Source organism: Undibacterium pigrum, from assembly GCF_003201815.1.
Classification (GTDB): Bacteria; Pseudomonadota; Gammaproteobacteria; order Burkholderiales; family Burkholderiaceae_D; genus Undibacterium; species Undibacterium pigrum.
In genome coordinates, this window is sequence record NZ_QJKB01000002.1 from 763,323 (window position 1) to 786,275 (window position 22,953).

At 51.2% G+C, this 22,953-nt stretch carries 20 protein-coding genes; 11 read left to right on the plus strand and 9 right to left on the minus strand.

The features are described from left to right. Positions 1-19: 19 nt before the first annotated feature. Positions 20-961 carry a family 2A encapsulin nanocompartment shell protein gene (locus tag DFR42_RS10390; protein ID WP_110254873.1) on the plus strand — a complete coding sequence of 314 codons (942 nt, stop codon included), beginning with the start codon at positions 20-22 and terminating at the stop codon, positions 959-961. Continuing rightward, positions 936-2,765: a family 2A encapsulin nanocompartment cargo protein cysteine desulfurase gene (locus tag DFR42_RS10395; RefSeq protein ID WP_110254874.1), complete on the plus strand. Its 1,830-nt coding sequence runs from the start codon at positions 936-938 to the stop codon at positions 2,763-2,765. The genes DFR42_RS10390 and DFR42_RS10395 overlap by 26 nt, the downstream gene beginning before the upstream one ends. 74 nt (positions 2,766-2,839) lie before the next feature. Here the strand turns inward: DFR42_RS10395 and DFR42_RS10400 are convergent, their stop codons facing one another. Beyond that, on the minus strand, positions 2,840-3,421 hold the full coding sequence (locus DFR42_RS10400; RefSeq protein WP_110254875.1) for a TetR/AcrR family transcriptional regulator: 582 nt from the start codon (positions 3,419-3,421) through the stop codon (positions 2,840-2,842). Between the two features lie 146 nt (positions 3,422-3,567). Between DFR42_RS10400 and DFR42_RS10405 the strand changes: the two genes are divergently transcribed. From DFR42_RS10405 to DFR42_RS10415, 3 genes are read left to right on the plus strand one after another with little or no spacing between them, the layout of a single operon-like run. Continuing rightward, complete coding sequence (locus tag DFR42_RS10405; protein WP_110254876.1) at positions 3,568-4,455, plus strand: alpha/beta fold hydrolase; 888 nt, start codon at positions 3,568-3,570, stop codon at positions 4,453-4,455. Beyond that, a complete protein-coding gene (locus tag DFR42_RS10410; protein ID WP_110254877.1) occupies positions 4,452-5,849 on the plus strand; it encodes an MFS transporter in 1,398 nt (465 codons plus the stop codon). Before DFR42_RS10405 ends, DFR42_RS10410 begins: the two co-directional genes overlap by 4 nt. Before the next feature lie 60 nt (positions 5,850-5,909). Next, positions 5,910-6,842 carry a LysR substrate-binding domain-containing protein gene (locus DFR42_RS10415; protein WP_110255018.1) on the plus strand — a complete coding sequence of 311 codons (933 nt, stop codon included), beginning with the start codon at positions 5,910-5,912 and terminating at the stop codon, positions 6,840-6,842. Here the strand turns inward: DFR42_RS10415 and DFR42_RS10420 are convergent. From DFR42_RS10420 to DFR42_RS10445, 6 genes are all read right to left on the minus strand, one after another. After that, positions 6,827-7,459, minus strand: a complete 633-nt coding sequence (locus DFR42_RS10420) for a 2-hydroxychromene-2-carboxylate isomerase (RefSeq protein ID WP_425450872.1) — start codon at positions 7,457-7,459, stop codon at positions 6,827-6,829. The two genes, DFR42_RS10415 and DFR42_RS10420, sit on opposite strands and share 16 nt — an antisense overlap. A gap of 13 nt (positions 7,460-7,472) precedes the next feature. Continuing rightward, positions 7,473-8,354: a CmcJ/NvfI family oxidoreductase gene (locus DFR42_RS10425; RefSeq protein ID WP_245936906.1), complete on the minus strand. Its 882-nt coding sequence runs from the start codon at positions 8,352-8,354 to the stop codon at positions 7,473-7,475. Positions 8,355-8,502: 148 nt separating this feature from the next. Next, positions 8,503-9,057 carry a riboflavin biosynthesis intermediates N-glycosidase gene (locus tag DFR42_RS10430; protein WP_110254879.1) on the minus strand — a complete coding sequence of 185 codons (555 nt, stop codon included), beginning with the start codon at positions 9,055-9,057 and terminating at the stop codon, positions 8,503-8,505. Next, a complete protein-coding gene (locus DFR42_RS10435) occupies positions 9,032-9,595 on the minus strand; it encodes a protein-tyrosine phosphatase family protein (RefSeq protein WP_110254880.1) in 564 nt (187 codons plus the stop codon). The genes DFR42_RS10430 and DFR42_RS10435 overlap by 26 nt, the downstream gene beginning before the upstream one ends. Next, the gene (locus DFR42_RS10440) at positions 9,585-10,139 is read right to left on the minus strand and encodes an RNA 2'-phosphotransferase (protein ID WP_110254881.1); all 555 of its coding nucleotides are present in this window, start codon (positions 10,137-10,139) and stop codon (positions 9,585-9,587) included. The genes DFR42_RS10435 and DFR42_RS10440 overlap by 11 nt, the downstream gene beginning before the upstream one ends. Positions 10,140-10,148: 9 nt before the next feature. Further along, complete coding sequence (locus tag DFR42_RS10445; protein WP_110254882.1) at positions 10,149-11,015, minus strand: TIGR02452 family protein; 867 nt, start codon at positions 11,013-11,015, stop codon at positions 10,149-10,151. A gap of 438 nt (positions 11,016-11,453) precedes the next feature. Between DFR42_RS10445 and DFR42_RS10450 the strand changes: the two genes are divergently transcribed. The 4 genes from DFR42_RS10450 to DFR42_RS10465 all read left to right on the plus strand — a co-directional run bounded on the left by DFR42_RS10450 (position 11,454) and on the right by DFR42_RS10465 (position 16,400). Next, entirely contained in the window at positions 11,454-12,317 is an 864-nt protein-coding gene (locus DFR42_RS10450) for a cysteine hydrolase family protein (RefSeq protein ID WP_110254883.1), read from the plus strand. A gap of 73 nt (positions 12,318-12,390) precedes the next feature. Further along, positions 12,391-13,581 (plus strand): nicotinate phosphoribosyltransferase, encoded by a 1,191-nt coding sequence (gene pncB / locus DFR42_RS10455; protein WP_110254884.1) that lies wholly within the window; start codon positions 12,391-12,393, stop codon positions 13,579-13,581. A gap of 39 nt (positions 13,582-13,620) precedes the next feature. Continuing rightward, a complete protein-coding gene (locus tag DFR42_RS10460) occupies positions 13,621-15,318 on the plus strand; it encodes an NAD+ synthase (protein WP_110254885.1) in 1,698 nt (565 codons plus the stop codon). A gap of 47 nt (positions 15,319-15,365) precedes the next feature. After that, a complete protein-coding gene (locus tag DFR42_RS10465; RefSeq protein WP_110254886.1) occupies positions 15,366-16,400 on the plus strand; it encodes a bifunctional nicotinamide-nucleotide adenylyltransferase/Nudix hydroxylase in 1,035 nt (344 codons plus the stop codon). 36 nt (positions 16,401-16,436) lie between these two features. Here DFR42_RS10465 and DFR42_RS10470 read toward each other — a convergent pair whose 3' ends face one another. Both DFR42_RS10470 and garD read right to left on the minus strand, forming a co-directional pair. Then, entirely contained in the window at positions 16,437-17,258 is an 822-nt protein-coding gene (locus DFR42_RS10470) for an NAD-dependent epimerase/dehydratase family protein (RefSeq protein ID WP_110254887.1), read from the minus strand. A 51-nt stretch (positions 17,259-17,309) separates the two neighbouring features. Further along, entirely contained in the window at positions 17,310-18,875 is a 1,566-nt protein-coding gene (garD, locus tag DFR42_RS10475) for a galactarate dehydratase (protein WP_110254888.1), read from the minus strand. Positions 18,876-19,274: 399 nt separating this feature from the next. Between garD and DFR42_RS10480 the strand changes: the two genes are divergently transcribed. Continuing rightward, positions 19,275-19,976 carry a FadR/GntR family transcriptional regulator gene (locus DFR42_RS10480; RefSeq protein ID WP_425450873.1) on the plus strand — a complete coding sequence of 234 codons (702 nt, stop codon included), beginning with the start codon at positions 19,275-19,277 and terminating at the stop codon, positions 19,974-19,976. Between the two features lie 252 nt (positions 19,977-20,228). Further along, complete coding sequence (locus DFR42_RS10485; protein WP_110254890.1) at positions 20,229-22,922, plus strand: TonB-dependent receptor plug domain-containing protein; 2,694 nt, start codon at positions 20,229-20,231, stop codon at positions 22,920-22,922. Positions 22,923-22,953 lie beyond the last annotated feature (31 nt).

Sequence of the window (22,953 nt, forward strand, 5' to 3'; positions counted from 1 at the left end):
ACTTTCATGGAGTAGAGTAATGACAGATGCAAGTAATGAAGTAACTGCAGGTAATTTCGCCCTCAGCGACAATGCCGCCAGACAGCTAGCGAACGCCACCAAGACCGTTCCGCAGTTATCCACCATCTCGCCACGCTGGCTGGTGCATCTGCTGCAATGGTTGCCGGTAGAGGCAGGTATCTACCGCCTCAACAAGGTAAAAAATCCCAAGGATGTGCGGGTAGCCTGCTCGCAGCGCGATGAATCTGAATTGCCGCAAACCTTTGTCGACTATGACGAACAACCACGCGAGTATTTCCTCAATGCAGTAGCGACCGTGCTGGACGTACATACCCGCATTTCTGATCTGTACAGCAGCCCGCATGACCAGATCAAGGAACAATTACGCCTGACCGTAGAAACCATCAAGGAACGTCAGGAAAGCGAACTGATCAATAATCCTGATTACGGCCTGCTGGCAAATGTGCATGATGATCAGCGCATCTCCACCTTGACAGGTGCACCTACACCGGATGACCTTGATGATTTGCTGACCAAAGTCTGGAAAGAACCTGGCTTCTTCCTCGCCCACCCATTGGCGATTGCTGCTTTTGGTCGTGAATGCACACGCCGTGGCGTGCCACCACCAACAGTCAGCCTGTTTGGTTCGCAATTCCTCACATGGCGCGGTGTACCATTGGTGCCGTCTGACAAATTGCCTATTGAAGATGGCAAGACAAAAATCATCCTGTTGCGCGTTGGTGAAAAACGCCAGGGTGTGGTTGGCTTGTTCCAGCCTGGCCTGGCGGGTGAACAAAGCCCTGGTTTGTCCGTGCGCTTCATGGGCATCAACCGCAATGCGATTGCCTCTTACCTCATTTCCCTGTACTGCTCGCTGGCAGTGCTGACAGATGATGCAGTGGCTGTTCTCGATGACGTAGAGATAGGTAAATATCATGACTATCCTGACACCTACAAATAATACTGGCGCGGCAAACTCTGGTTTGCCGGATGAAGCCGCACTGAATCGCATGGCATCAGAATTTTTTGCCCTGGTGCCTGGTGCGGCGCAAGCTGCTGCGCAATTCTTACCAGGGTTTAGCCAGGGCAATACGCCCGAAGCGCCGCCGTCAGCACGTACACCAGTGCACGACGGCAGCTCGGTGCAAAGCCAGCCTTCTGTCTCCGCCAGTGGCGTGCCACAAAATGGTGGTAGCAGCGTAGCGCCATCACGCCCGCAAGCGGGTGGTGCCAGTTCCAGTACGCCCTATTATTTTGTCGGGCAAGAGCATGGCTATCCTATTGCTGACAATAATCTTGACAATCTTGCTGCGCAGGGAACAGGCAAGCAATCCGGGGCCAGTGCTTTCAACGTGCCGGGGCAAGAGCAATTGCAACGCATACTGGGTGAACTGTATTCAACAACGCCAACAACGCCAACAACGCCGGCCTCTGCGCCCGCACCGCAAGCTGGCGGCAATGCGACACATCCTGCATATTATTTCCAGCAAGGCGAGCAAGGCTATTGGGATCAGGCACCTCGAGCCGCTAATCCATCCTTGGCAGCGCCCTTTGACATTAATGCCGTACGCAGGGATTTCCCTATCCTGGCTGAACGTGTCAATGGCAAGCAACTGGTGTGGTTTGATAATGCAGCGACGACGCACAAGCCTAAGTCAGTGATAGACCGCATCAGTTATTTCTATGAGCATGAGAATTCAAATATACATAGAGCGGCACATGAACTGGCTGCACGTGCCAGCGATGCTTATGAATCGGCACGTAAAAAGGTAGCCAGGTTTCTTGGTGCTGCCTCTGAACAGGAAATCATCTTCGTACGTGGCGCAACTGAAGGTATTAACCTGGTAGCGCAAACCTTTGGCAAGAAGTTTATCGGTGCAGGTGATGAGATCATCGTCTCTGAGCTTGAACATCATGCCAATATCGTGCCCTGGCAACAACTGGCGGCTGAAAAGGGCGCGGTCATACGCGTCATTCCTGTGGATGACAGTGGCCAGGTCTTGCTTGATGAGTACCGCAAACTCCTGAACAGCAAGACCCGTCTGGTGGCGGTAACCCAAGTGTCAAATGCCCTGGGTACTATCGCCCCTGTGCATGAGATCACTGCCCTGGCCCATGCTGCTGGTGCCCGCGTATTGATAGATGGTGCGCAAGCCGTTTCACATTTGCGCGTGAATGTGCAGGCGCTGGATGCTGACTTTTATGTCTTCTCTGGTCACAAGATATTTGGCCCGACCGGCATAGGCGTGGTATATGGCAAGAAGGCTTTGCTGGAGCAACTGCCACCCTGGCAGGGCGGCGGCAATATGATTGCAGATGTGACTTTCGAGCACACCCGTTATCAGCCAGCACCGGCACGCTTTGAGGCGGGTACTGGCAATATCGCCGATGCTGTCGGCCTTGGGGCAGCGCTGGATTATGTCGAGCGCATAGGCCTGGAAAATATCGCACTGTATGAACATGCCTTGCTGGAATACGCAACGCATGGACTGAAGAGCATACCCGGTGTGCGCCTGGTCGGTACTGCGCATCAAAAAGCCAGTGTCGCGTCTTTTGTGCTGGCAGGATATGAAACGGCAGAAGTCGGAAAGGCGCTCAATGAGGAAGGAATCGCAGTACGTTCCGGCCATCATTGCGCCCAACCCATCTTGCGTCGCTTTGGTCTGGAAGCAACGGTAAGGCCTTCGTTTGCTTTTTACAATACTTGTGAAGAGATAGACCGTTTGCTGGCTGTGGTACGCAGGCTGGCGAACAATCGTAAATAAACTTCTGAAGTGAATTAAAGAAGTTGATTTATCGCCTGCCCTTTTGAGAAAGGGCAGGCGTTTTTACTTCATCATTATTTCTGTACTGCCTTCAGTACAAAATCGCTGGTGTCACGCAATACCGCCTTAACGTTTGCTGGCTTGTCCATCATGCGCGACAACAGCAAGCCACCGATCAGCGAAGACAGGACTCCATGCGCGGTAGCTGCATCATCCTTAGCACCTGAACGCTGCAATTGTTTGCTGATGATGGCGAGTAACTCATCTACCCCTTGCGCCATCACTTCCTTGCTTGCCGCTTCGCCACGCGCGGCTTCTGCCCCCAGTGCTGCAATCGCGCAACCATGGCCTGGATGTTCGCTATGCGCCCGGCTCAGATAGCTATGCACCAGGCTGGCGATGGCTTCTTCGTCGCTGACCAGTTCTGTCTTGCGCAGCAGTTCTGTGCGCGTGCTTTCAAGCGCGGTACTACAGGCTTCGGCAATCAGGGCTTCCTTGGATTCGAAGTGCTTGTAAAAACCGCCGTGCGTGAGTCCGGCTTCTTTCATCAGGTCGGCCACGCCTATGCCATTGATGCCATGTTCACGATACAGGCGGGCAGCGGTTTCTACTATGCGCTCACGGGTTTGCGCGGCTTGTTCGCGGGTAGTTCTCATTGCTTTATTCCTCAAAAATCTGTCAGTCAAAGTTCTCTTTTTAGAAAGAAAGACTACTGTCTTTAATCATGTTTGACACGAATCTCTATTTTAGATGATAATCAACATCCATTGGATTATATTCGTCATCTAATTTCGGGGGCAGCATGAATACACCAGCCAGAGCAGCAAATAGTGCATTAAATGATGTAACAAGTAATGCAACAAATAAGCCCATCATGGACATGATCTTGCAGGCATTCACCAGGCCACAAAGACAGGCAGAAACTGAAGATGATAAAAAGGCACTGACGCATGCGCGGCCCGTCAGCATTCCATATGCCGGGCTGGAATTGCGTGCCTGGACCTGGGGACAGGGGCCGCAAGTCTTGCTGCTACATGGCTGGGAAAGCCGCGCCAGCCATATGGCAGGCTTTGTCGCCCCCTTGCTGCAAGCAGGTTTTAGTGTGACGGCGCTGGATGCACCGGCACACGGTGCATCGCAAGGCGAAACGACCAATGTGCTCGACTATGGCAAGGCCGTTGTCGCCGTGGCCAATCATCTGGGGCCACTGACTGCGACTATCGCCCATTCAGTAGGTTCAGCCGCCAGCCTGTATGCGTTTGCGCAAGGTGTGCAAGTCAGAGCCAGTGTGCATCTGTGTGGCCCGGCCTCACTGACACGCGTATTCCAGTATGCGGCCAGGGCAGGTGGCCTGGATGAAGCAAGCAGGCAGCAACTGGAAGACATGCTGGCAAGCCGCATAGGCTCACCACTGTCAGCCATGGATCTGTCGCAACTACAGCATGGCATGCGTCACCCCGCCCTGATCATGCATGATCCTGAAGACAAAGAAATGCCCTATTCAGAAAGCCAGGCCCTAGTCGATGCCTGGCCGCAAGCCAGTCTGGTGGCAAGCGCCGGAACCGGACACCGGCGTATCTTGCGCACGCCAGAGATTCATTCCGCAGCAGTGCGCTTTCTTATTGAAGGAGTCGCCGCCGCCCTGGTTGGCAAAATTGCAGAGTTTGAGAAGACAGGAGAAACATCATGAAAAACCTCAGCCCCTGGCCAACTTTCGCCCTGGCCAGCGTTGCCGTATTTCTGGTGTCACTGGATGCCACCATAGGCTTTGCTGTCTTCCCTGCCTTGCGCCATGCCTTTCCGGATGTCAGTCCCAGTGAGCTGTCCTGGGTGTTGAACGCCTATACCATTGTCTATGCTGCATTGCTCGTGCCGGCCGGTCGCCTGGCAGATTTATTGGGGCGCAAGCGTTTGTTCATCATTGGTGTGGGCGTATTCACCCTGGCATCGGGTTTATGCGGTGTGGCGAACAGCACGGGCATGCTGATCTTTTTCCGTGTCTTGCAAGCGGTTGGTGCGGCCTTGCTGACGCCAACTTCTCTGGCGCTGGTATTGCAGGCTTTTCCTATCGAGAAGCGTGCCATTGCCGTCAGCCTGTGGGGTGCGGTTGCTGCGCTGGCGGCGGCAGTCGGGCCCAGTGCAGGTGCGCTCATCATAGAGAGCATCAACTGGCAATGGGCATTTCTGATCAATGTTCCTATAGGTATTATTGCCATGATCAGGGCGGCGCTAAGCCTGTCAGAATCACGCAACCTGGAAACCGGCCATCGCTTTGACTGGCCAGGCGTGTTCTTGCTCATCGCAGGCAGCGGCTTGCTGATACTGGGCATAGTCCAGTCTGACAGCTGGGGCTGGCTGGCACCATCTACTCTAGCCACCATTAGTGCTGGCGTAGCGATACTTCTTGTCTTTATTTTTTGGGCTAAAGGCAAGCCACATGCGGCAGTTGATTTGAGTTTGTTCGAGGACAGGAATTACCGCTTTGTGAATGCCGCCACCCTGGTATTTGGTGCAGCTTTTACCGCCATGTTCCTGAGCTTCTTTTTATTCATGACGGCAATCTGGCATTATGGCCTGACCAAGGCTGGCTTTGGCATCACACCCGGCCCTCTCATGGTTATGCCAGTGGCAATTATCTCTGGTCGTTATGTTGCTCGCTTTGGGCACAAACCTTTGCTGGTCGCAGGTGGATTGATCTACGCTTTGAGCGGCTTATGGTTTTATCTGAACACCAGCCTGACGGCCGATTATCTGACTGTCTGGCCGCCCGGCATGCTGCTCAGTGGCATAGGTGTAGGCCTGGTGCTGCCATCGCTGTCAGGAGCAGCAGTGGCTCGCTTGCCTGCCAAGCGCTTTGGTGTGGGGAGTGCCGTAAACCAGGCTGTACGCCAGTTTGGTTCTGCCCTGGGTGTGGCTTTCACCGTGACCATACTGGGTGGACAGGTACAGAATCTCCAGCAATTCCGCTATGTTTATCTCTTCCTTATTGCCGGTGGCGTCTTGACTGCCTTGCTCAGCATGTTCATCAGGACGCAGCCTGTATCGATTCAGGAAGCTGGGGGCAAGGTGGCAACAGCAGCTTGATCTTAAGACTATACTGCAAGAAAATCCTTATTTAATTTACGACTGACATGCACCATGGGAATGTCATTACCACTTTCCAGACTGGCTTTCCTTGACCAGCTCAGGGGTTTTGTCGCAGTGGGCCGCCACATGAGTATCACGCTGGCGGCGGATGAACTGTGCCTGAGCCAGTCAGCAGTCAGCCGCCAGATACAGGCGCTGGAACAGCAGCTAGGCCTTAGCTTGCTGGTGCGTGGCTATCGCAGCATTGCGTTCACCGCCGAAGGTGAACGCCTGTTCCGCAGCGCTGACGCTGCCTTGCAACAGTTGCAGGATATTGCCGGTGATATTCTTGCACAATCGCAGGCCAAACCAGTCAGGCCAGTCACCATCAGCGCCAGCATAGGCTTGACGGGTTTGTGGCTATTGCCCAGGTTGAATGCCTTCCAAAAACTGTATCCATCCATAGATGTGCGCATTTCAGCCAATAATAAAATCATAGACCAGAACAAGGATGGCATAGACCTGGCGCTACGCTATACCAATGCCAGATCTGTGCCTGCAGATGCCATACGCCTGTTCGATGAAACCATCGTTCCTGTCGCTCATCCCTCGCTGGGCATGAAGTACAAAAAAAATGGCAAGCTGGCACTGCAATGGCCGCTGCTAGAATTTGAAGAATCAAAAAAAGACTGGCTATCCTGGCATGACTGGCTCAGCAAGGAAGATATGCAGGCGGCCAGAGCACGCGGCATCCTGCATTTCAATCAATATGATCAGTTGATACAGGCAGCAGTTGCTGGCCAGGGCATAGCACTGGGACGGCGTGAATTGATACAGGACTTTATCGCCGATGGCAGGTTGATGGCACTGGCACCCGGCAAGAGTCAGGGTGAACATGGCTTTGCTTACTGGCTGCTGGTTTCGGACGCAGGGCTCAGCGTGGACGCCCTGCAAGTCAAAGACTGGTTACTCAGCGAAGCCAGCAAAACAAAGGCTCAGGCATCAGGATGAATCAATAAGTCATTGCAAAAACGCAGGGCATCATCCAGTCTGTCATTCCCCCAGAACATCTGCTCGCCAACAAAGAAAGTTGGTGCGCCAAATATGCCCTTGTGCATGGCCAGTTCAGTTTGCTTGCGTAGCTTGAGTTTATTTTCATCACTGAGCGCCTGCGCAATGATTTCTGCTGCGGGCAAGCCCATATCATTTAATACCGCAGTCACCACTTCCCTGTTATCAATATCGCGGTCATGTGCAAAGTTCATTTGCATGATGCGGCGACAATATTCTGCCATCCAGCTTTGTTCTGCAGCCAGCACAGCCACTCTCAACGGCAAGATGGCAGAGCGCGGGAAATTGCCAGGCTTTTTCCATGGCAGGCCATACTTGCGGCATTGCCTTTCCATGTCCAGCCAGACGTAGTCACCCTTGGCTCTTTGCAATACGAAAGGTGAGGTGTTCCAGCCCAATGCCTGGAAGATGGGGCCAAGCAAGAACGGTTGCCAGCGCACCCTGACACCTGCCCTGGCCGCATCCTGCTCTATGCGCATGACGCTCAGGTAGCTGTAATTGCTACCAAACTCAAACCAGAAATCAATGACAGGCATGGTCGTAATGGGCGTATCCATCATGATCTCCTTTTCAAAATACTACCAGGCAACGCAGCTCTATGCTTTCTCTTGGCGGCGCATCAAGCGGTGCATGGGGGTGATCAAATGCAGCATGTGGTGTAAAGCGCGAGACGCCACTGAACTGGCTGTCATACTGCTTGAAGATCAGTGCCTCATGCGGCTGCATTTCAGAGAAGTAAGACCAGCGATGCCTGGGTGAGAATCTGGATAAATAAATTTCACCAGTGCGCTCAGGGTATTTGACATCGCAAGCCAGCAAGTGAGATTGCCTGACCGTGCGTGCATCACAAACTGCCAGCGGCGTATCCAGTACTGTATTGTAGGTAGGACGCCAGATATTGATGATGCAATAGCGCCGTATCTGTGCCATTACTTCCATGTTGCGAATGACCAGGGCCAGGCGCTTTTGCCCGGATTGTTCTGTATAGTCATTATGGATGCGGCCATTGGCTGCGGCCAGGCCACTCTCTGCGCGCTTGCCGAAAGACAAAGTGGCTTGTCTGGGTTCACGTCGCCGCACGAGGTGATCGAAGACATAAGCCTGCCTGCCACCCGTGACAGCCAGCGCCAGTTCACGCGCTTCCTGATAATAATCAGACCTGACTTCTTCATGATCCATGAAGTTCTTGACTGAGGTAGGCGCATCCCACAATTCAAAACCCTCACGTTCAAGCTGAGCTTCCTGTTGAGCCTGCCTTGCGTCATGTATCGCTACTTCACGTAAATCATAAGTGGCGTTTTCCCAGGGTATACCTGCGGGTGGTTCAAAGGTATAGCTGACGGGCCGCTGCTCGCCAGGCAAGACATAGCTCATGGGAGCCAGCACATAGTTGCTACCCTGCATGGCGATTGCCAGTGAAGATTCGTGTTGACGCTCAGTGATGATATCCATATTGCCTCCGGCCATAGTGCGACTAAGCCGCGCTCCCGGATGGTAAGTTCAGGGCTGTCGTCTATGGATATTTAAACGGATGCTGAGACGGTATTCAAACGACATTTTTGCGTAATTCGCATGCGTGGGATGCATGCGAATGTTTGCTTCAATTTTTGTTTTCTGCGAGCAGTCTGCGCCTGACTTCCATCAGCGCAAAGCCCAGTAAATTCAAGCCCGGCCATAGACGCGGACTATTGCAGTCTGGATGATCTTGCGCCAGACCCGTACCCCAGATTTGGTCGAGCGGGCTGGCTTCGACGATGATCTTGTCTGCGGTACTGAGCAGATATTGTGCCAGTTTCGGGTTTTGAGAAAATTTCGCATAATTGCCATCGACCACAATCTGCAAGCGATGTTCTGCCCATGTTGATTCATCATAATTTTTCACTTTCCTGCCCAGGCGCTTCACCATGTCAGGATTGCTGCTTGCCAGTATTTCCCTGAGCACGATCTCGTCACCAAACAGCCTGGCCTTGCCAGCCATCATATAATGTTCTGCCGTAGGGTAAGTGATGCCATTGACCTGAAACGGCGCAATAAACCATTGACTGAAGCAAGCCTTGTCTGGCTGTAAGCCAGCTTGCCTGTGTCCCCAGAAGTGCAGGTAGTTAAACTGCTTTCCTTCATCTATTTTCTTAAGCAATTCTTTCAGTGTTCTCATGTTTTTTCTCGTTTTCTACGGGCCAGGCCATTACCCAGGCATGCTGCTCTGAGGTTTGTGGCGTATCTGGCCAGTAGTTTTTCTTTTCCATCTGTTGCCATAGCTGCGCCAATTCTGCCAGGCCTGCTTTTGCATCCTGATGCTCTTCACTCAGATAACATCCTATGACAGTGCCAGTACGGCCTATGCCACCAAAGCAATGCACATACACGGTACGCTGTTTCGCCAGTGCTTCGCGTAAAGTGTGCAAGATATCCTGCATCAGCTTTGCTGAAGACGGGGTGTTGCGGTCTGGTATGGAAAAGCGGTGATGCTGTACTTGCACGCCGCGTTCTGCAGCCAGTTTCTTCAACAGTCTTGCATACGGATGCAATTCATTTTCTTCTGTCAGGTCGATGAAATAATCGACACCACAGTCAAGAAATTTCTCCAGTTTTATTGCTGCACTTGCCTCATCCAGGGCGCCGGGATATTCACCCGCCAGCAATTGTCCTGGCCTTACCCAGTAAGTATTGTTATGTGGTCGTTTACTTGTCATCTATCATCCTGATCAAATATTTTGATGGCACATTGTCACACAGCCATACACCGTTCGCCGATACCAAAAATTGGAAGCCATCGGCATGCATTTGTTGTGCCATGACCTGCAAGATAACTGGTGCGCCATGCCTTGCACCTACGGTGCGCGCAGTTGCTATGGTAGTCGACAAATGCACATGATGACGTGAGCCGGGACGCAAGCCTTCTTTCATGATGGGGGCGATGAAGCGGCTGGCCGTACCATGATACAAAACATCAGGCGGTACGCTTACAGGCAGGGCCAGATCGACCTTGACTGAATGCCCCTGGTTGGCACGGATACGCAAACCATCTTCACTGATGGCGAAACGCTGCTTGTCAGAAGAGCGTACGGCCTCGTGCAAGTCTTCCAGCCTGAAGCGCTTGCCATGCTTTGCGGCCTGACTCATTAAACTGCTTATTTCTGTCCAGCCTTGTTCATCCAGTTTGATACCTATGGAGTCAGGCTGGTGACGCAGCACATAGCTGAGGAATTTGCTGAAACTTTTATCTTTATTATTCATTTTATTTTTTTATTGGTTATTTGCATTATTTTTAAATCTTGTTTCGAAAGCCTGAAAGCTTCCGGTGTTTTTCTTGTCCAGTACGGCAAATGCTATGTTCTTGAACGCACCGTGGAAAACTGATCCGGGTGACAAGGCTTGCAAGAAGTAGTTAGCAACATCCCCGGGGTCATTGCCAAATACACCGCAGCCCCAGGCACCAAGTACCAGGTGTTGATGCCCATGCTGTAGCGCCAGCGCCAATACCAGATTGACCCTGTTCAGCATTACGCTGGCCACTTCATTGACGCGCTCAGGGTCATTCTTTTTCAATGCACCCAGGTTGACCGCGGGTGCCGTGATAAAGGATGCGTGGTAGAAATGATCCAGCAGGGCATAATCGTTATCCCTGAAGACAGGTACGCCTGGCGAATAAATCATGTCATCGCTATACAGACAGGATTGCAAGGCACGGTTCTTTTCATACATGGCCGTCATCTGCGCAATGCAGGGATACAGGCCTGAAGACTTCGCCAGGTTTTCTTCCTGCGCCTCTGAACCACCCAGAAAGCCACCACCAGGATTTTTTGGCGAAGCAAAATTCAGGCAAAGAGGGCGCGCACCATCTTCTGATGCCATGCGCCTGGCTACTGTCAGGCAGCCTTCATTGCTGACACTGATTGCGGTATCAAATCTTTCGCCAACTGAAAGCGCAAGCAAGATTTGCTGTAATTCTTCCGGCAAATAATGGACAGATGCATTTTTCGCTGTCGTCAAACTGTCCTGTATGCTGACTTCATCGCCATGCTGATTCATGTAGTTGCCACGTGCCAGTATTGCCAGAGTTTCCTGGGCAATATCAGCTCTTTGTTTTCTATTGATGACTGTAGTTTGCATTGTTTTTCTCTATCTTATTATTGTTAGCAAGCATAAGAGTATCTCGCATAAGCGAACTATAAACTATCTTAGTGAATTAAATCAACTAAGATAGTTTCATAAATTAACTAACATGTAGTGCTTGTTGTTTTCTTGCAAGGACAAACAGCAGTGATTAATGGTGAATATCAGACAAATAGTGCTGGAAAGCAAATTCAGAGTGTAATTTATTGCAGAGTCAGGTTTTACAGGCGCTGAATTTGCAAGACTTTGTAAGTATGACTATGGAAGAGCGGTGCAAGGGGATAAGGATTTTTTATGCTAAGTTATTGAAAGTAAATAGTTTATTCTGGGGTTTTAGCATTTTTTGCGTAGCGGCGCAGAATATATGACTACTTAGTTGCAAAAAATAACTAAGTATCCTAGAATAGAATCAGCTTCAAAAGAAAAGGAAATATCATGAAACGTAATTTGCAAGTCCTCATCATTGATCCGCAAAATGATTTCTGTGATTTGCCACCTGCTTATCTGGCACGAGATGTACATAATGCAGAAGCATTATCTCCAGCCCTGCCAGTGCCCGGTGCCCATGCTGATATGTTGCGTGTGGCTGAGCTGATCAATAAAGGCGCAGATGGCATCAGCGGCATCAGCATCACTCTGGATGCACACCATCGCTATGATATTGCTCACCCTACATTCTGGAAGACAGGGCAGGGTGAGGCAGTTATACCTTTCACGTCTATATCCGCGGCAGCAGTGCGCTCTGGCGAATACCAGCCACGTCAGGCTGAAGCTTTGCCGCGCGCCCTGGCCTACCTGGATGCACTGGAAGCAGAGGGTCGCTATCAACTCATGATATGGCCGGTACATTGCGAAATTGGTTCGTGGGGTCAGAATGTGCATGTCGATGTGCGTGCAGCCTATAATGCCTGGGAAGAAAAACAACTGGGTGTGGTCACCAAGATCAACAAGGGTTCCAACCCCTGGACTGAGCATTACTCTGCGGTCAAGGCAGAAGTGCCGGATGACAGCGACCCAGATACGCAACTGAACCAGCAATTGATCACAGAACTGAGCAAGGCTGACCGCGTGTATATTACTGGCGAAGCAGGCAGTCATTGCGTGAAAGCGACTACTGAACATCTGGTAGAAAATTTCGCCACAGCCGATTTGCACAAGCTGGTGCTGGTAACTGATTGCATGAGTGCAGTCACCGGCTTTGATGCACAGTTTGAAGGCTTTGTACGCGATATGGCTGCCAAGGGTGTGCAGATTGCGAAGATGGCAGATGTATTGCCTGAGTTGCTGGCGAATGCCTGATATCTTTCAGGCGATAATTGTAAGGTGAGATTCATCAGGTAATACTTGTCAGGTAATACTGGAAAAGAAAAATATGAAACCCGTAGTTCAAAGTTTGCTGGAAACTGATTTATACAAATTCACCATGTGGCAGGCCCTGCTGCATAGTCATCCAAATGCCCAGACTGAATATGCTTTTGTTTGCCGCAACTCCACTGCTTATCCACTGGCAGAACTGAAGACTGATGTTGAGCGTGAAATCGATCACTTGTGCGCGCTCAATTTTACCGAAGATGAACTCGACTATCTGCGCTCATTGCGTTTCATCAAAAGCGACTTCACTGATTTTTTGACAGTCTTTCATTTTCAGCGCAAATTCATCAAAATCAGTACCGATGGCGACAATTTGCAGATCGTGGCAACTGGCCCGCAAGTGCATGTCATGGGCTTTGAGATTTTTGTACTGCATATCGTCAATGAATTATATTTCCGCCGCTTGCAAACGGCAGACACGCTGCCTGAAGGCAGGCGCAGGCTGGCAGCCAAGATAGAGCAAGTCCGTGCATTTGGAAAAGAAGCGCCAAAAACCCATCCCTTTGAATTCTTTGATTTTGGCTTGCGCAGGCGTTTTTCAGGCGACTGGCATGATGAAGTCGTCGCCACACTGGCGCGTGAAGTGCCACAGTTTTTCAAGGGCACATCGAATGTCTATCTTGCCAGGAAATACAAGCTCGTGCCCATAGGCACCATGGCCCATGAATATCTGCAGTCTTATCAATCTTTTGGCGTGCGTTTGCGTGATTTCCAGAAAGCGGCACTGGAAGACTGGGTGCAGGAATACCGTGGTGACCTCGGCACTGCACTGACCGACGTGGTAGGCATGGATGCTTTCCTGGCTGACTTTGATCTTTACTTCGCCAAACTGTTTGATGGCTTGCGTCATGATTCTGGTGATCCGGTGGTCTGGGGCGAGAAAGCCCTGGGACATTATGCCAAACTGCGCATAGATGCCCATACCAAGCGCCTGGTGTTTTCAGATGGACTGAATCTTGAGACTGCCTTCAGCCTGTATCGCCATTTTGCTGACCGTACCATGACAGGTTTTGGCATAGGCACCAATCTGACAAATGACACTGGTATCAAGGCCCTCAATATTGTCATGAAACTCAAGTCCTGCAATGGCCAGCCTGTCGCCAAATTATCTGACTCTGCGGGCAAGACTTTGTGTACGGATGAAACCTTCCTCGCTTATATGCGCCAGGTTTTTAATCATCCTCTCATGTAGACCAAGCTCAACTCAGAACTTTCACTCAGGACTTTCATCATGTTGAAACTGGCAGTTGCACAATTAAATTATATGGTGGGTGATTTCGCTGGAAACTGCGCCGCTATCATCAGCCATATGCAAAAAGCTGCGGCGGCAAGCGCCGATGTCGCGGTATTCAGCGAACTCTGTATCTGTGGTTATTACCCTGGCGACTTGCTCGAAGACAGTGCTTTCCTGGCCAAGGCAGAACAGGCATTGGCGAATATCATGCAGGCTTCACGGGACTACCCCAGTCTCGTCAGCGTGATAGGTACAGTACGTTCAAATAAAGGACAAGGCAAGGCCCTGCATAATGCCTTGCTGGCGATACGCAATGGTGAGATCGTTGCCGAATACTATAAGCAATTACTTCCCACCTACGGCATCTTCGATGAGCGCCGTCATTTTGAGCCTGGCAAGGAAGTTGCCAGTACCCTCGATGTGGCAGGGCACAAACTGGGTTTCATGGTGTGTGAAGATGGCTGGAATGATGAAGAGCATGATTACCAGGTTAATCCCTTCAATGCCCTGACTGCGGCAAAAGTGGATTTGATCATCAGCATCAATGCCAGCCCATCGGACATAGGTAAGCGCCAGCAAAGACATGCGATGTTTGCCAGGGCAGCAGCCCATCATCAACTGCCCTTGCTATATGTGAACCAGGTTGGCGGACAAGACCAGCTGGTGTTTGACGGCGCTTCATTTGCGGTCACATCCGATCATGGCGTGACTTTTGAAGCCGCACGTTTTGAAGAAGATTTTCAATTGCTGGGATTTGCAGATAAACAGTTTACTGCGATAGATGGCACAGCATTGCTCAAGCCGGACAGCATAGGATTGTCCGTGCCAGAATTTACCCGTCGCCAGATCGTGCTGGGGCTGCAAGACTATGCGCGTCGTTGCGGTTTCAAACAGGTGGTGGTTGGTTCTTCGGGTGGGATTGATTCGGCATTGACGATAGCCCTGGCAGTGCAGGCGCTGGGTGCTGAAAATGTTATCGCCATCACCATGCCATCTGCGTATTCAAGCACAGGTTCAGTGTCTGACTCGGTCAAGTTATGCGACAACCTGCAAGTCAAGTTATATACACATCCGATACTGAGTCTGGTAGAGCAATATGCCAGGGGTTTTGAAGATGCATTTGCCTCACCCTTGCGAGGTCTGACGCAAGAGAATTTGCAGGCCCGCATACGCGGCACCATACTCATGGAATATTCCAATGCCTTCGGCGCACTTTTACTGACGACTGGTAACAAGAGTGAAATATCTGTCGGTTACTGTACCCTGTATGGTGACACCAATGGTGGCCTGGGCTTGATAGGTGACTTGTACAAGACAGAAGTCTATGCCTTGTCGCAACATGTCAATAGCGCAGCCGGGCGTGAAATTATTCCGCAAGATGTGCTGACCAAACCACCATCAGCAGAACTCGCGCCCGACCAGCTTGATACAGACAGCCTGCCACCGTATGATGAGCTTGATGAAATGCTGAAATGGCATATAGAGGGCAAGCGCCTGCCTGCCCATGAATTTGCAAAAGCCCAGGCCTTTGTTGAGCAATTGCAAAAGACAGAAGCTGGGCAGAAAAGCCTGAGCCGTATCATAGGCATGGTGGCGCGCAATGAATACAAGCGCCGCCAGGCACCGCCCATCATACGGGTACGCGCCCGTGCATTTGGTAGTGGACGCCAGATGCCGATTGCGGCAAAGTATTGAAATCCAGAAGATCAAGTTCAACCTTTACCATTATTTAGAAGTCATCCATGCAAATCGACGTTGCAGTACTGATAGGACGCTTTCAACCTTTTCATAACGGCCATGCCACGCTCTTGCAACTGGCACTGGAAACCGCAGAAGAAGTAGTCGTGGTATTGGGCTCATCTTTTCATGCGCGCAGTACCAAGAACCCTTTCACCTGGCAAGAACGGGCAGACATGATCAACGCCACCCTGTCACCCGCAGACCGGGACCGGGTGTCGTATATTGCCGTGCGCGATTACTATGATGATGCGCGCTGGTCAGCGGCCATACGCGGCAAGGTCGAAAGGCATTTTCCCTATGCAAAGCGGATAGCCCTGATAGGCCATTTCAAGGATGCTTCCAGCTATTACCTGAACCGTTTCCCGCAATGGCAGTTGGTCGCGGCTGAACAATTGCTGGCGATAGATGCCACTGTCATACGCCGTGTCTTGTTTGAAGCGGAAGACATGCGCGTCTCGCTTGATGTGATTTCTCATTACCTGCCACTGAGCATAAGACAATATTTGAAGGCCTGGAGTATCTTGCCGCACTATGCCGTTCTCGTAAAAGAGCATGCACAATTGCTGGCATACCATGAATCATGGAAGCCAGCCCCTTATGCACCTATGTTCGTCACTCTGGATGCCGTGGTCAAGGCCGCAGGCCATGTCTTGCTGGTACAGCGCGGCGGCTTTCCTGGCAAAGGCCTGTGGGCCTTGCCAGGTGGTTTCCTGGACCAGAATGAAAGACTGTTCCAGGGTGCAATACGCGAATTGTTTGAAGAAACCAATCTGGCTGTACTGGCATCGACCCTTGAGCATTCACTAGTTGATGTCAAAGTGTTCGATCACCCTGGCCGCAGCCTGCGTGGCCGCACGATTACCCATGCGCATTTCTTTGATTTGCAGACTGAACACTTGCCTGATATCCGCGCTGCCGATGATGCGGCACAGGCAGCCTGGGTCAGTATAGAGAAACTGGAAGGCATGGAAGAAATGTTCTTTGATGACCATTTTCATATCCTCGATCAATTCCTCAATTTGACTGAGGGCGAATAAAACCAGGAGGGCGGGCCTGAGCCTGCCCTTTCTGTTTTATTTGTACTGGGGACCAGTCAATAAAAACCCCCCACCCTGATAGATGGTCGTGATGTCATCCTTCTCTGGATACGCACTGCTATCGGGAAATAGATGAGTAAATGCCGTAGAGCTGTCTTTAGCTTGAAAGCCCAGATGCGCAGCCTTTTTATTATCCCACCATTTGCCTGGATTATCAGATACGCCAAAGCTGATGGTATGGCCTACCCGCGGCGCAAATACTGAGCAGCGCAATAATTCAAACAAGTCGTCATAGCTGAAGTAAGTCACCATCATGCGGCGCGTAGTCGGCACCGGGAAGGACGAGCCTATGCGTATGCATACGGTTTCTATACCAAAGCGGTCATAGTAATAACGTGACAGTGACTCACCAAAACATTTGCTGATGCCATACATGCCATCAGGGCGGGTGGGCATGTCGGCATCAATGTAATCGGTAGTGCGGTAATAGCCAACTGCATGATTCGAGCTGGCAAAGATGACGCGCTTTACATGATGCTTGTGCACGGCTTCATAGATATTATAAGTACCCTGGATGTTTGCATGCATGATGGCTTCAAAATTGGCTTCAGTAGAAATGCCGCCAAAGTGCAGCACGACATCCACGCCTTCCATCAGCGCCAGCACGGCAGCTTTATCAGCCAGATCACATTGCACGATTTCTTCGCCTACTCCTGCCGCGCCCAGATCGGCAATGTCACTGAGGCGAACGATATTGGCCCATGCCTTGATGCGTTCACGCAAGACCTTGCCCAGTCCACCGGCAGCACCGGTCAGCAAGATGCGGTTAAAAGGTTTTTCTATGCTAGTGGTAGTCATGGGATTCTTTCTCTTATATTGAATTCTTTATGTGTGGCTAAGACCTGGCTATCAGGTAATCGGTGCCGGGTTAAACAGGACAAGTGCATTATGCAGCTTCCAGTGCTCGGCCCAGGTTTCCTTGCCACTGGCAACATCCAGCAGCATCTGGAACAACTCCCATCCTACATCGGCTATCGTCGCTTCGCCGCTGGCAATCTTGCCGGCGTTGATATCCATGAGATCATGCCAGCGCCTGGCCAGGTCATTTCTGGTGGCGACCTTGATGACAGGGACTGCGGCCAGGCCATAGGGGGTGCCGCGTCCGGTGGTAAACACATGCAGGTTCATGCCTGCTGCCAGTTGCAAGGTGCCACAAACAAAATCACTGGCTGGAGTAGCAGCATAGATCAAGCCTTTTTGCGTAAGTTTGTCACCAGGTGACAACACACCGGAAATGGTAGAGCTGCCAGACTTGACGATGGAACCCATGGCCTTTTCAACGATATTCGACAGCCCGCCTTTTTTATTGCCAGGCGTGGTATTGGCGCTGCGGTCTACACCACCACGTTTCAGATAATCGTCATACCAGGCCATTTCCCTGATCATGGCTTCTGCCACTTCAGCATTGGCGGCGCGTGAGGTCAACTGGTCTATACCGTCGCGCACTTCGGTCACTTCAGAAAACATCACCGTGGCACCAGCGCGCACCAGCAGATCTGTCGCAAAGCCAACGGCCGGGTTGGCCGTCACACCTGAGAAAGCATCACTGCCACCGCATTGCACACCCACCACCAGTTCCGATGCAGGGCAGGGCACGCGGCGACGCTTGTCCAGTTCTGCCAGTTGTTTTTCTGCTGTCTTCATGATGGAGGCAATCATGGAATTGAAGCCTACATGTGCCTGATCCTGCAAGCACACCAGTGCAGGTTCGCCGCTGCCTTCATCGTCTTTCTTGATCGGGATACTACCCTTGGGGAACAGGCGCGTTGGTTGCAGTTTTTCACAACCCAGGCTGACAACCATGGCTTGTCCGCCAAAATTTGGATTCAGGCTGATATTGCGCAGCGTACGTATGGGGATATTTGCATTCGGTGCATCGATGGCAACACCGCAACCATAAGTATGTTCCAGGCCTACCACATCATCAACATGTGGAAACCTGGGCAAGAGTTCTTCTTTGATACGTTGTACCGCATGTTCAACCACGCCAGAGACGCATTGCACTGTCGTGGTGATTGCGAGGATATTGCGCGTACCCACACTGCCATCGGCATTCCTGTAGCCCATGAAAGTATAGCCTTCCAGGGGAGTCGTGTCGGGTGCAGATACCGTGGCGATGGGCAAGTCCAGCAACTCCCTGGCGGCTGGCATGCGTATCAGAGATTCTTCTACCCAGCTACCTTGCGGTATGGCGCGCACTGCATAGCCTATCGTGACGTTATAGCGGGTAATCGCTGCACCTTCGGCAAGGTCTTGCAATGCCAGCTTATGTCCTTGCGGGACGTGCTCCAGCAATGTTATCCCGCAGGGAAAGCGGGTCGCCGCAGGCAGGCCGCCATCATTGGCAACTATCGCCACATTGTCACTGGCATGCATGCGTATATAAAGCGGCAAGCTGGTGCTGGATATCGTCATTTTATTTTTCCCCTTCTCCGCTGCATGAGGCTGTTAGTGCAAAAAACAGACACATCAGTCCAATTATTTTTGTTGAAAAATCTGATTTTCATGAAATTGGTCTTACCAAAATAAAACTGGCATGAACATCTGCCATGAAAATGGACTTCAGGTGTGCACACTGTGCTTGTGCTGTATGAAAACCATTTTTCTCTATGAAAATCGCTTATTTCTACTGTCAGATTTCTCTTTTTTTACCAGTAGGGAAGGTAGAGTCCGCTATAATCCCTGAGGTAGTATTTGTGGCGAGTATGCCACCAAAAAAAATATCTGGCTAGTCCACATTGCATATTTGGTCTGACCACATTAGAATGGCCTGACCGAATTGCTTTTATTAAGCTTTTCTATAAGTTGCAAATCATGATGAAAAAAAATATTGCGCAGAATGAAGCTTTGCCGCATGAACCCAGGTTGTACCGGGTTGTGGCTGACAGGATCCAGGCGCTGATTGCAGAAGAAAATATTGCCGCTGGAGAGCGTCTGCCATCTGAGCGTGATCTGGCAACCAAGCTTAGTGTCAGCCGTGCTTCCTTGCGTGAAGCCCTGATCGCACTGGAGCTGGGTGGCGTGATTGAAGTGCGTGGTGGATCTGGCGTCTATGTCAGCGGCTTGCCGGAAGAGCAGGCCGATGTACCAGAAGCCGGGCCGGGGCCGTTTGAAGTCTTGTCTGCGCGGCGCTTGATTGAGTCGGAAGTGGCGGCGATTGCAGCCAGGGTAGCAACCGATTCAGCCATTGATGAAATTTTGAAAGCCGTGCTGGAAATGGAAAAGCATCATGCCAATTATTCCAGCAATGAAAACGCCGACAGGAATTTTCATTTATCCATCGCCAGGGCTACAGGTAATAGTGCACTGGTGGGTACGGTGGAATACTTGTGGAACCAGCGGGGCCGTTTGTGGCATAAATTGAAGGAGCATTTCCAGACTGAAGAATTACGCCAGCAAACACTGACGGATCACCGCAACATACTGGAAGCAATTGCTTCCCATGATCCGGCTGCAGCGAGAAAGGCCATGCGCGCTCATCTTGAAAGAGTGACCAGGACTTTTTCGCGCGGATAAGCGGATGAACGGATAAACGTATAAGCAGGCAAAGGATCAGTCAACAAGCAAAGAATACATTTGCGACTGTATCCCCGGGGCTGACAGCAGTCCCAAAATCGGATTTCTATCTTGACCGGCTGTGACCCCGGTGGGGCTTCTTGCGCCCATCTTCGTCGCAGTGGCACAGAGTACGCGAGGTGCTCCAACTAGTGACTTATGCAAAACAGCATAGGCACGAGAATTCCATGAAAAACAGGAGGAGACTGAATAATGAAAGACGATAAAAAATTCCCGAGGCCAGTGTTTGTATTGTCATCCATTGCGCTGGCAGTGCTAGCGGTAGTGAATCAGGCACAAGCGCAGGAAATACAAAGGGTAGAAGTCACTGGTTCATCCATCAAGCGCCTGGCGACGGAAGCATCTTTGCCAGTGACCATGGTCAGCGGTGAAGAACTGGAAAAACGTGGCATGACCACGCTGGCAGATCTGATGATGGCCTTGCCTGAATCAGCCTCGCTGGCACCATCGAATGCCGGGTCTGGTACCAATATCAATTTGCGTGGCCTGGGTGTGAACCGCACTCTGGTGCTGCTGAATGGCCGTCGCCTTGCCAATGAAGCGATTGCTGATGGTTATGCCAATCTGGATGTGATACCCATGAGTGCCATCGCCAGGGTAGAAATCCTGCGCGACGGTGCATCTTCCATCTATGGTTCTGATGCTATCGGTGGCGTAGTCAACTTCATCACCAAGCGCACCGTGGTTGGCAATTCTGTTTCTGCCCAATATGTCAAACCGCAAAAAACTGGCGGTGGTGATGAACAAAGGGTAAGCGCAACCGTAGGCGTAGGTGATCTGGAAAAAGATGGCTGGAATCTCTACGGCACGATCGATGCACATCGCCGTAGCCGTTTGCTGGCATCTGACCGGGCTGAACTGAGTACCACTGAAATGCTGACCAGCATAGGTCGTGCCCCGACTTTGGGTAGCGGCGGCTATGCCATGCCTGCCAACTTTACGACAGCCACCAACAAGACTGCTGCCAACCCTTACTATGCTAGCAACTGCCAGGGGCCGTACAGCATACAGGGCGCAAAAAATACCTGCATACTGAATGCGGCTTATTACGGCACTGCGCTATATGGCAATGAGCAAGTGACTTTCTATGCCAAGGCGACCAAGAAATTCAATGATGAGCATATCCTCAGCATTGATTACATGCGCGGCCAGGAACATATACTCGGCACTAAAAATCCTACGACCAGTCTGGCAGCAAACAATGTGAATGCCTTGTTGCCATCGACCAGTAAATGGTATCCCGGTGGTACAGGTGGAGTGCCTGCCGTGGCTGGTTTGAAAGGCGAGCCATTGACCGTGACCTGGAGTGTTGCTGACCTGGCTGAGGCTGTCACCAAGGATGTGCAAGTCAATCAGCGCATCGCCATCAATGATGAGGGGCGCTTTGGTAACTGGGATTACAAGGCTGGTTTTGTCTATGGCCACAGCCAGCGTGATAATTACTATGAGTCAGGTTATGTGGATGGCGCTGCCCTGCTGACTGGAATTGCCAACGGCACCTTGAATCCTTTTGGTTTGCAGGATGCAGCAGGCAAGGCTTACCTGGCAAGCATAGGTGTCGATGGTGCGCAAAATCGCCACTCTGTGAGTACCTTTACCGGCATTGATTTTACTGCCTCCACAGAACTCACCAAGCTTGCGGGCGGACCGCTGACGCTGGCATTGGGTGCAGACTTGCACAGAGATACTACTGAAGATACCAAGACCGCAATCACCTCGATAGTGACATATGCAGCTTCAGGTCCTTCACGTGGCCAGGGTGCACGTAATGTGGCTGCACTGTATGCGGAAATGGAAATCCCTGTCACCAAGGACTTGAATTTCAACGTGGCTGTGCGTGACGATCATTTCAGTGATTTTGGTAATACCATCAACCCCAAGGCCAGCTTCCGTTATCAACCGATGAAGTCTTTGATGTTCCGTGGTTCTGCCAACACCGGTTTCCGTGCACCTACCTTGTTTGATCGTTACGGCTACCGTGTCGCAGGTGCCAATGCCACGACAGCCGCGAAATGGGATGATCCTGTGCAATGTCCTGGCGGTACGCCAGGTGTGGCAGGTACGGGCAAGGCTTTGCCAGGCCTGGTGGCTTCGGCAGTATGTAATGTTTCCCTGCCGCGTCAGACTGGCAGCAACCCGGATCTGGTGCCAGAAACTTCACGCGGCTTCACACTGGGGATAGTGACGGAGCCTTTGCAAAACCTGACGGTGTCTGCAGATTACTGGCATATAGAAATGAAGGACATGCTGGCTAACCTGCCTGAGCAAGTCTACTTCCTGAACCCGACCAAATATGCCGATCTGTTCGTGCGCAATGCTGATGGTTCCCTGGCTTACATCAAAAATATCACGATGAATCTGGGTGGGCAAAAAGCTTCAGGTATTGATGTCTCGATGGCTTATGATATTCCCCGCACTTCCATAGGCAATTTCAAGTTCCAGCTGAATGGCACTTACCTGACGCAATTTGATAACCAACTGGAAAAAGACAGTGCTTATGTATCCAATGTAGGTCGCTTCGGTGTGGCCAGCAATGGTACGACCAGCAGCTTGCCCATCATTACCTTCCGCTGGAAACATACGCTGACCATGTCCTGGACCAAGGGTGACTGGAGTTCGCAACTGACGCAAAACTATAATACTGGTTACCACGATCAAAACCTGATCGCTGCCCAGTATTTCAGAGATATCGAGCCCTACCAGGTATGGAATTTGACAGCAAGTTACCGCGGCTTTAAAAACCTGACCCTGTCCGCCGGTATCACCAATCTGCTGGATGCCAAACCACCGATTACCAATCACAGTGGTTACACCTACGGTTACCTGAGTAGTGCTGCCAGCCCCATAGGCCGCGCTTTCAATGCACGTCTGTCTTACAACTTCTGAGGATAAATCCCCCATGCCTGCATGGGGGATG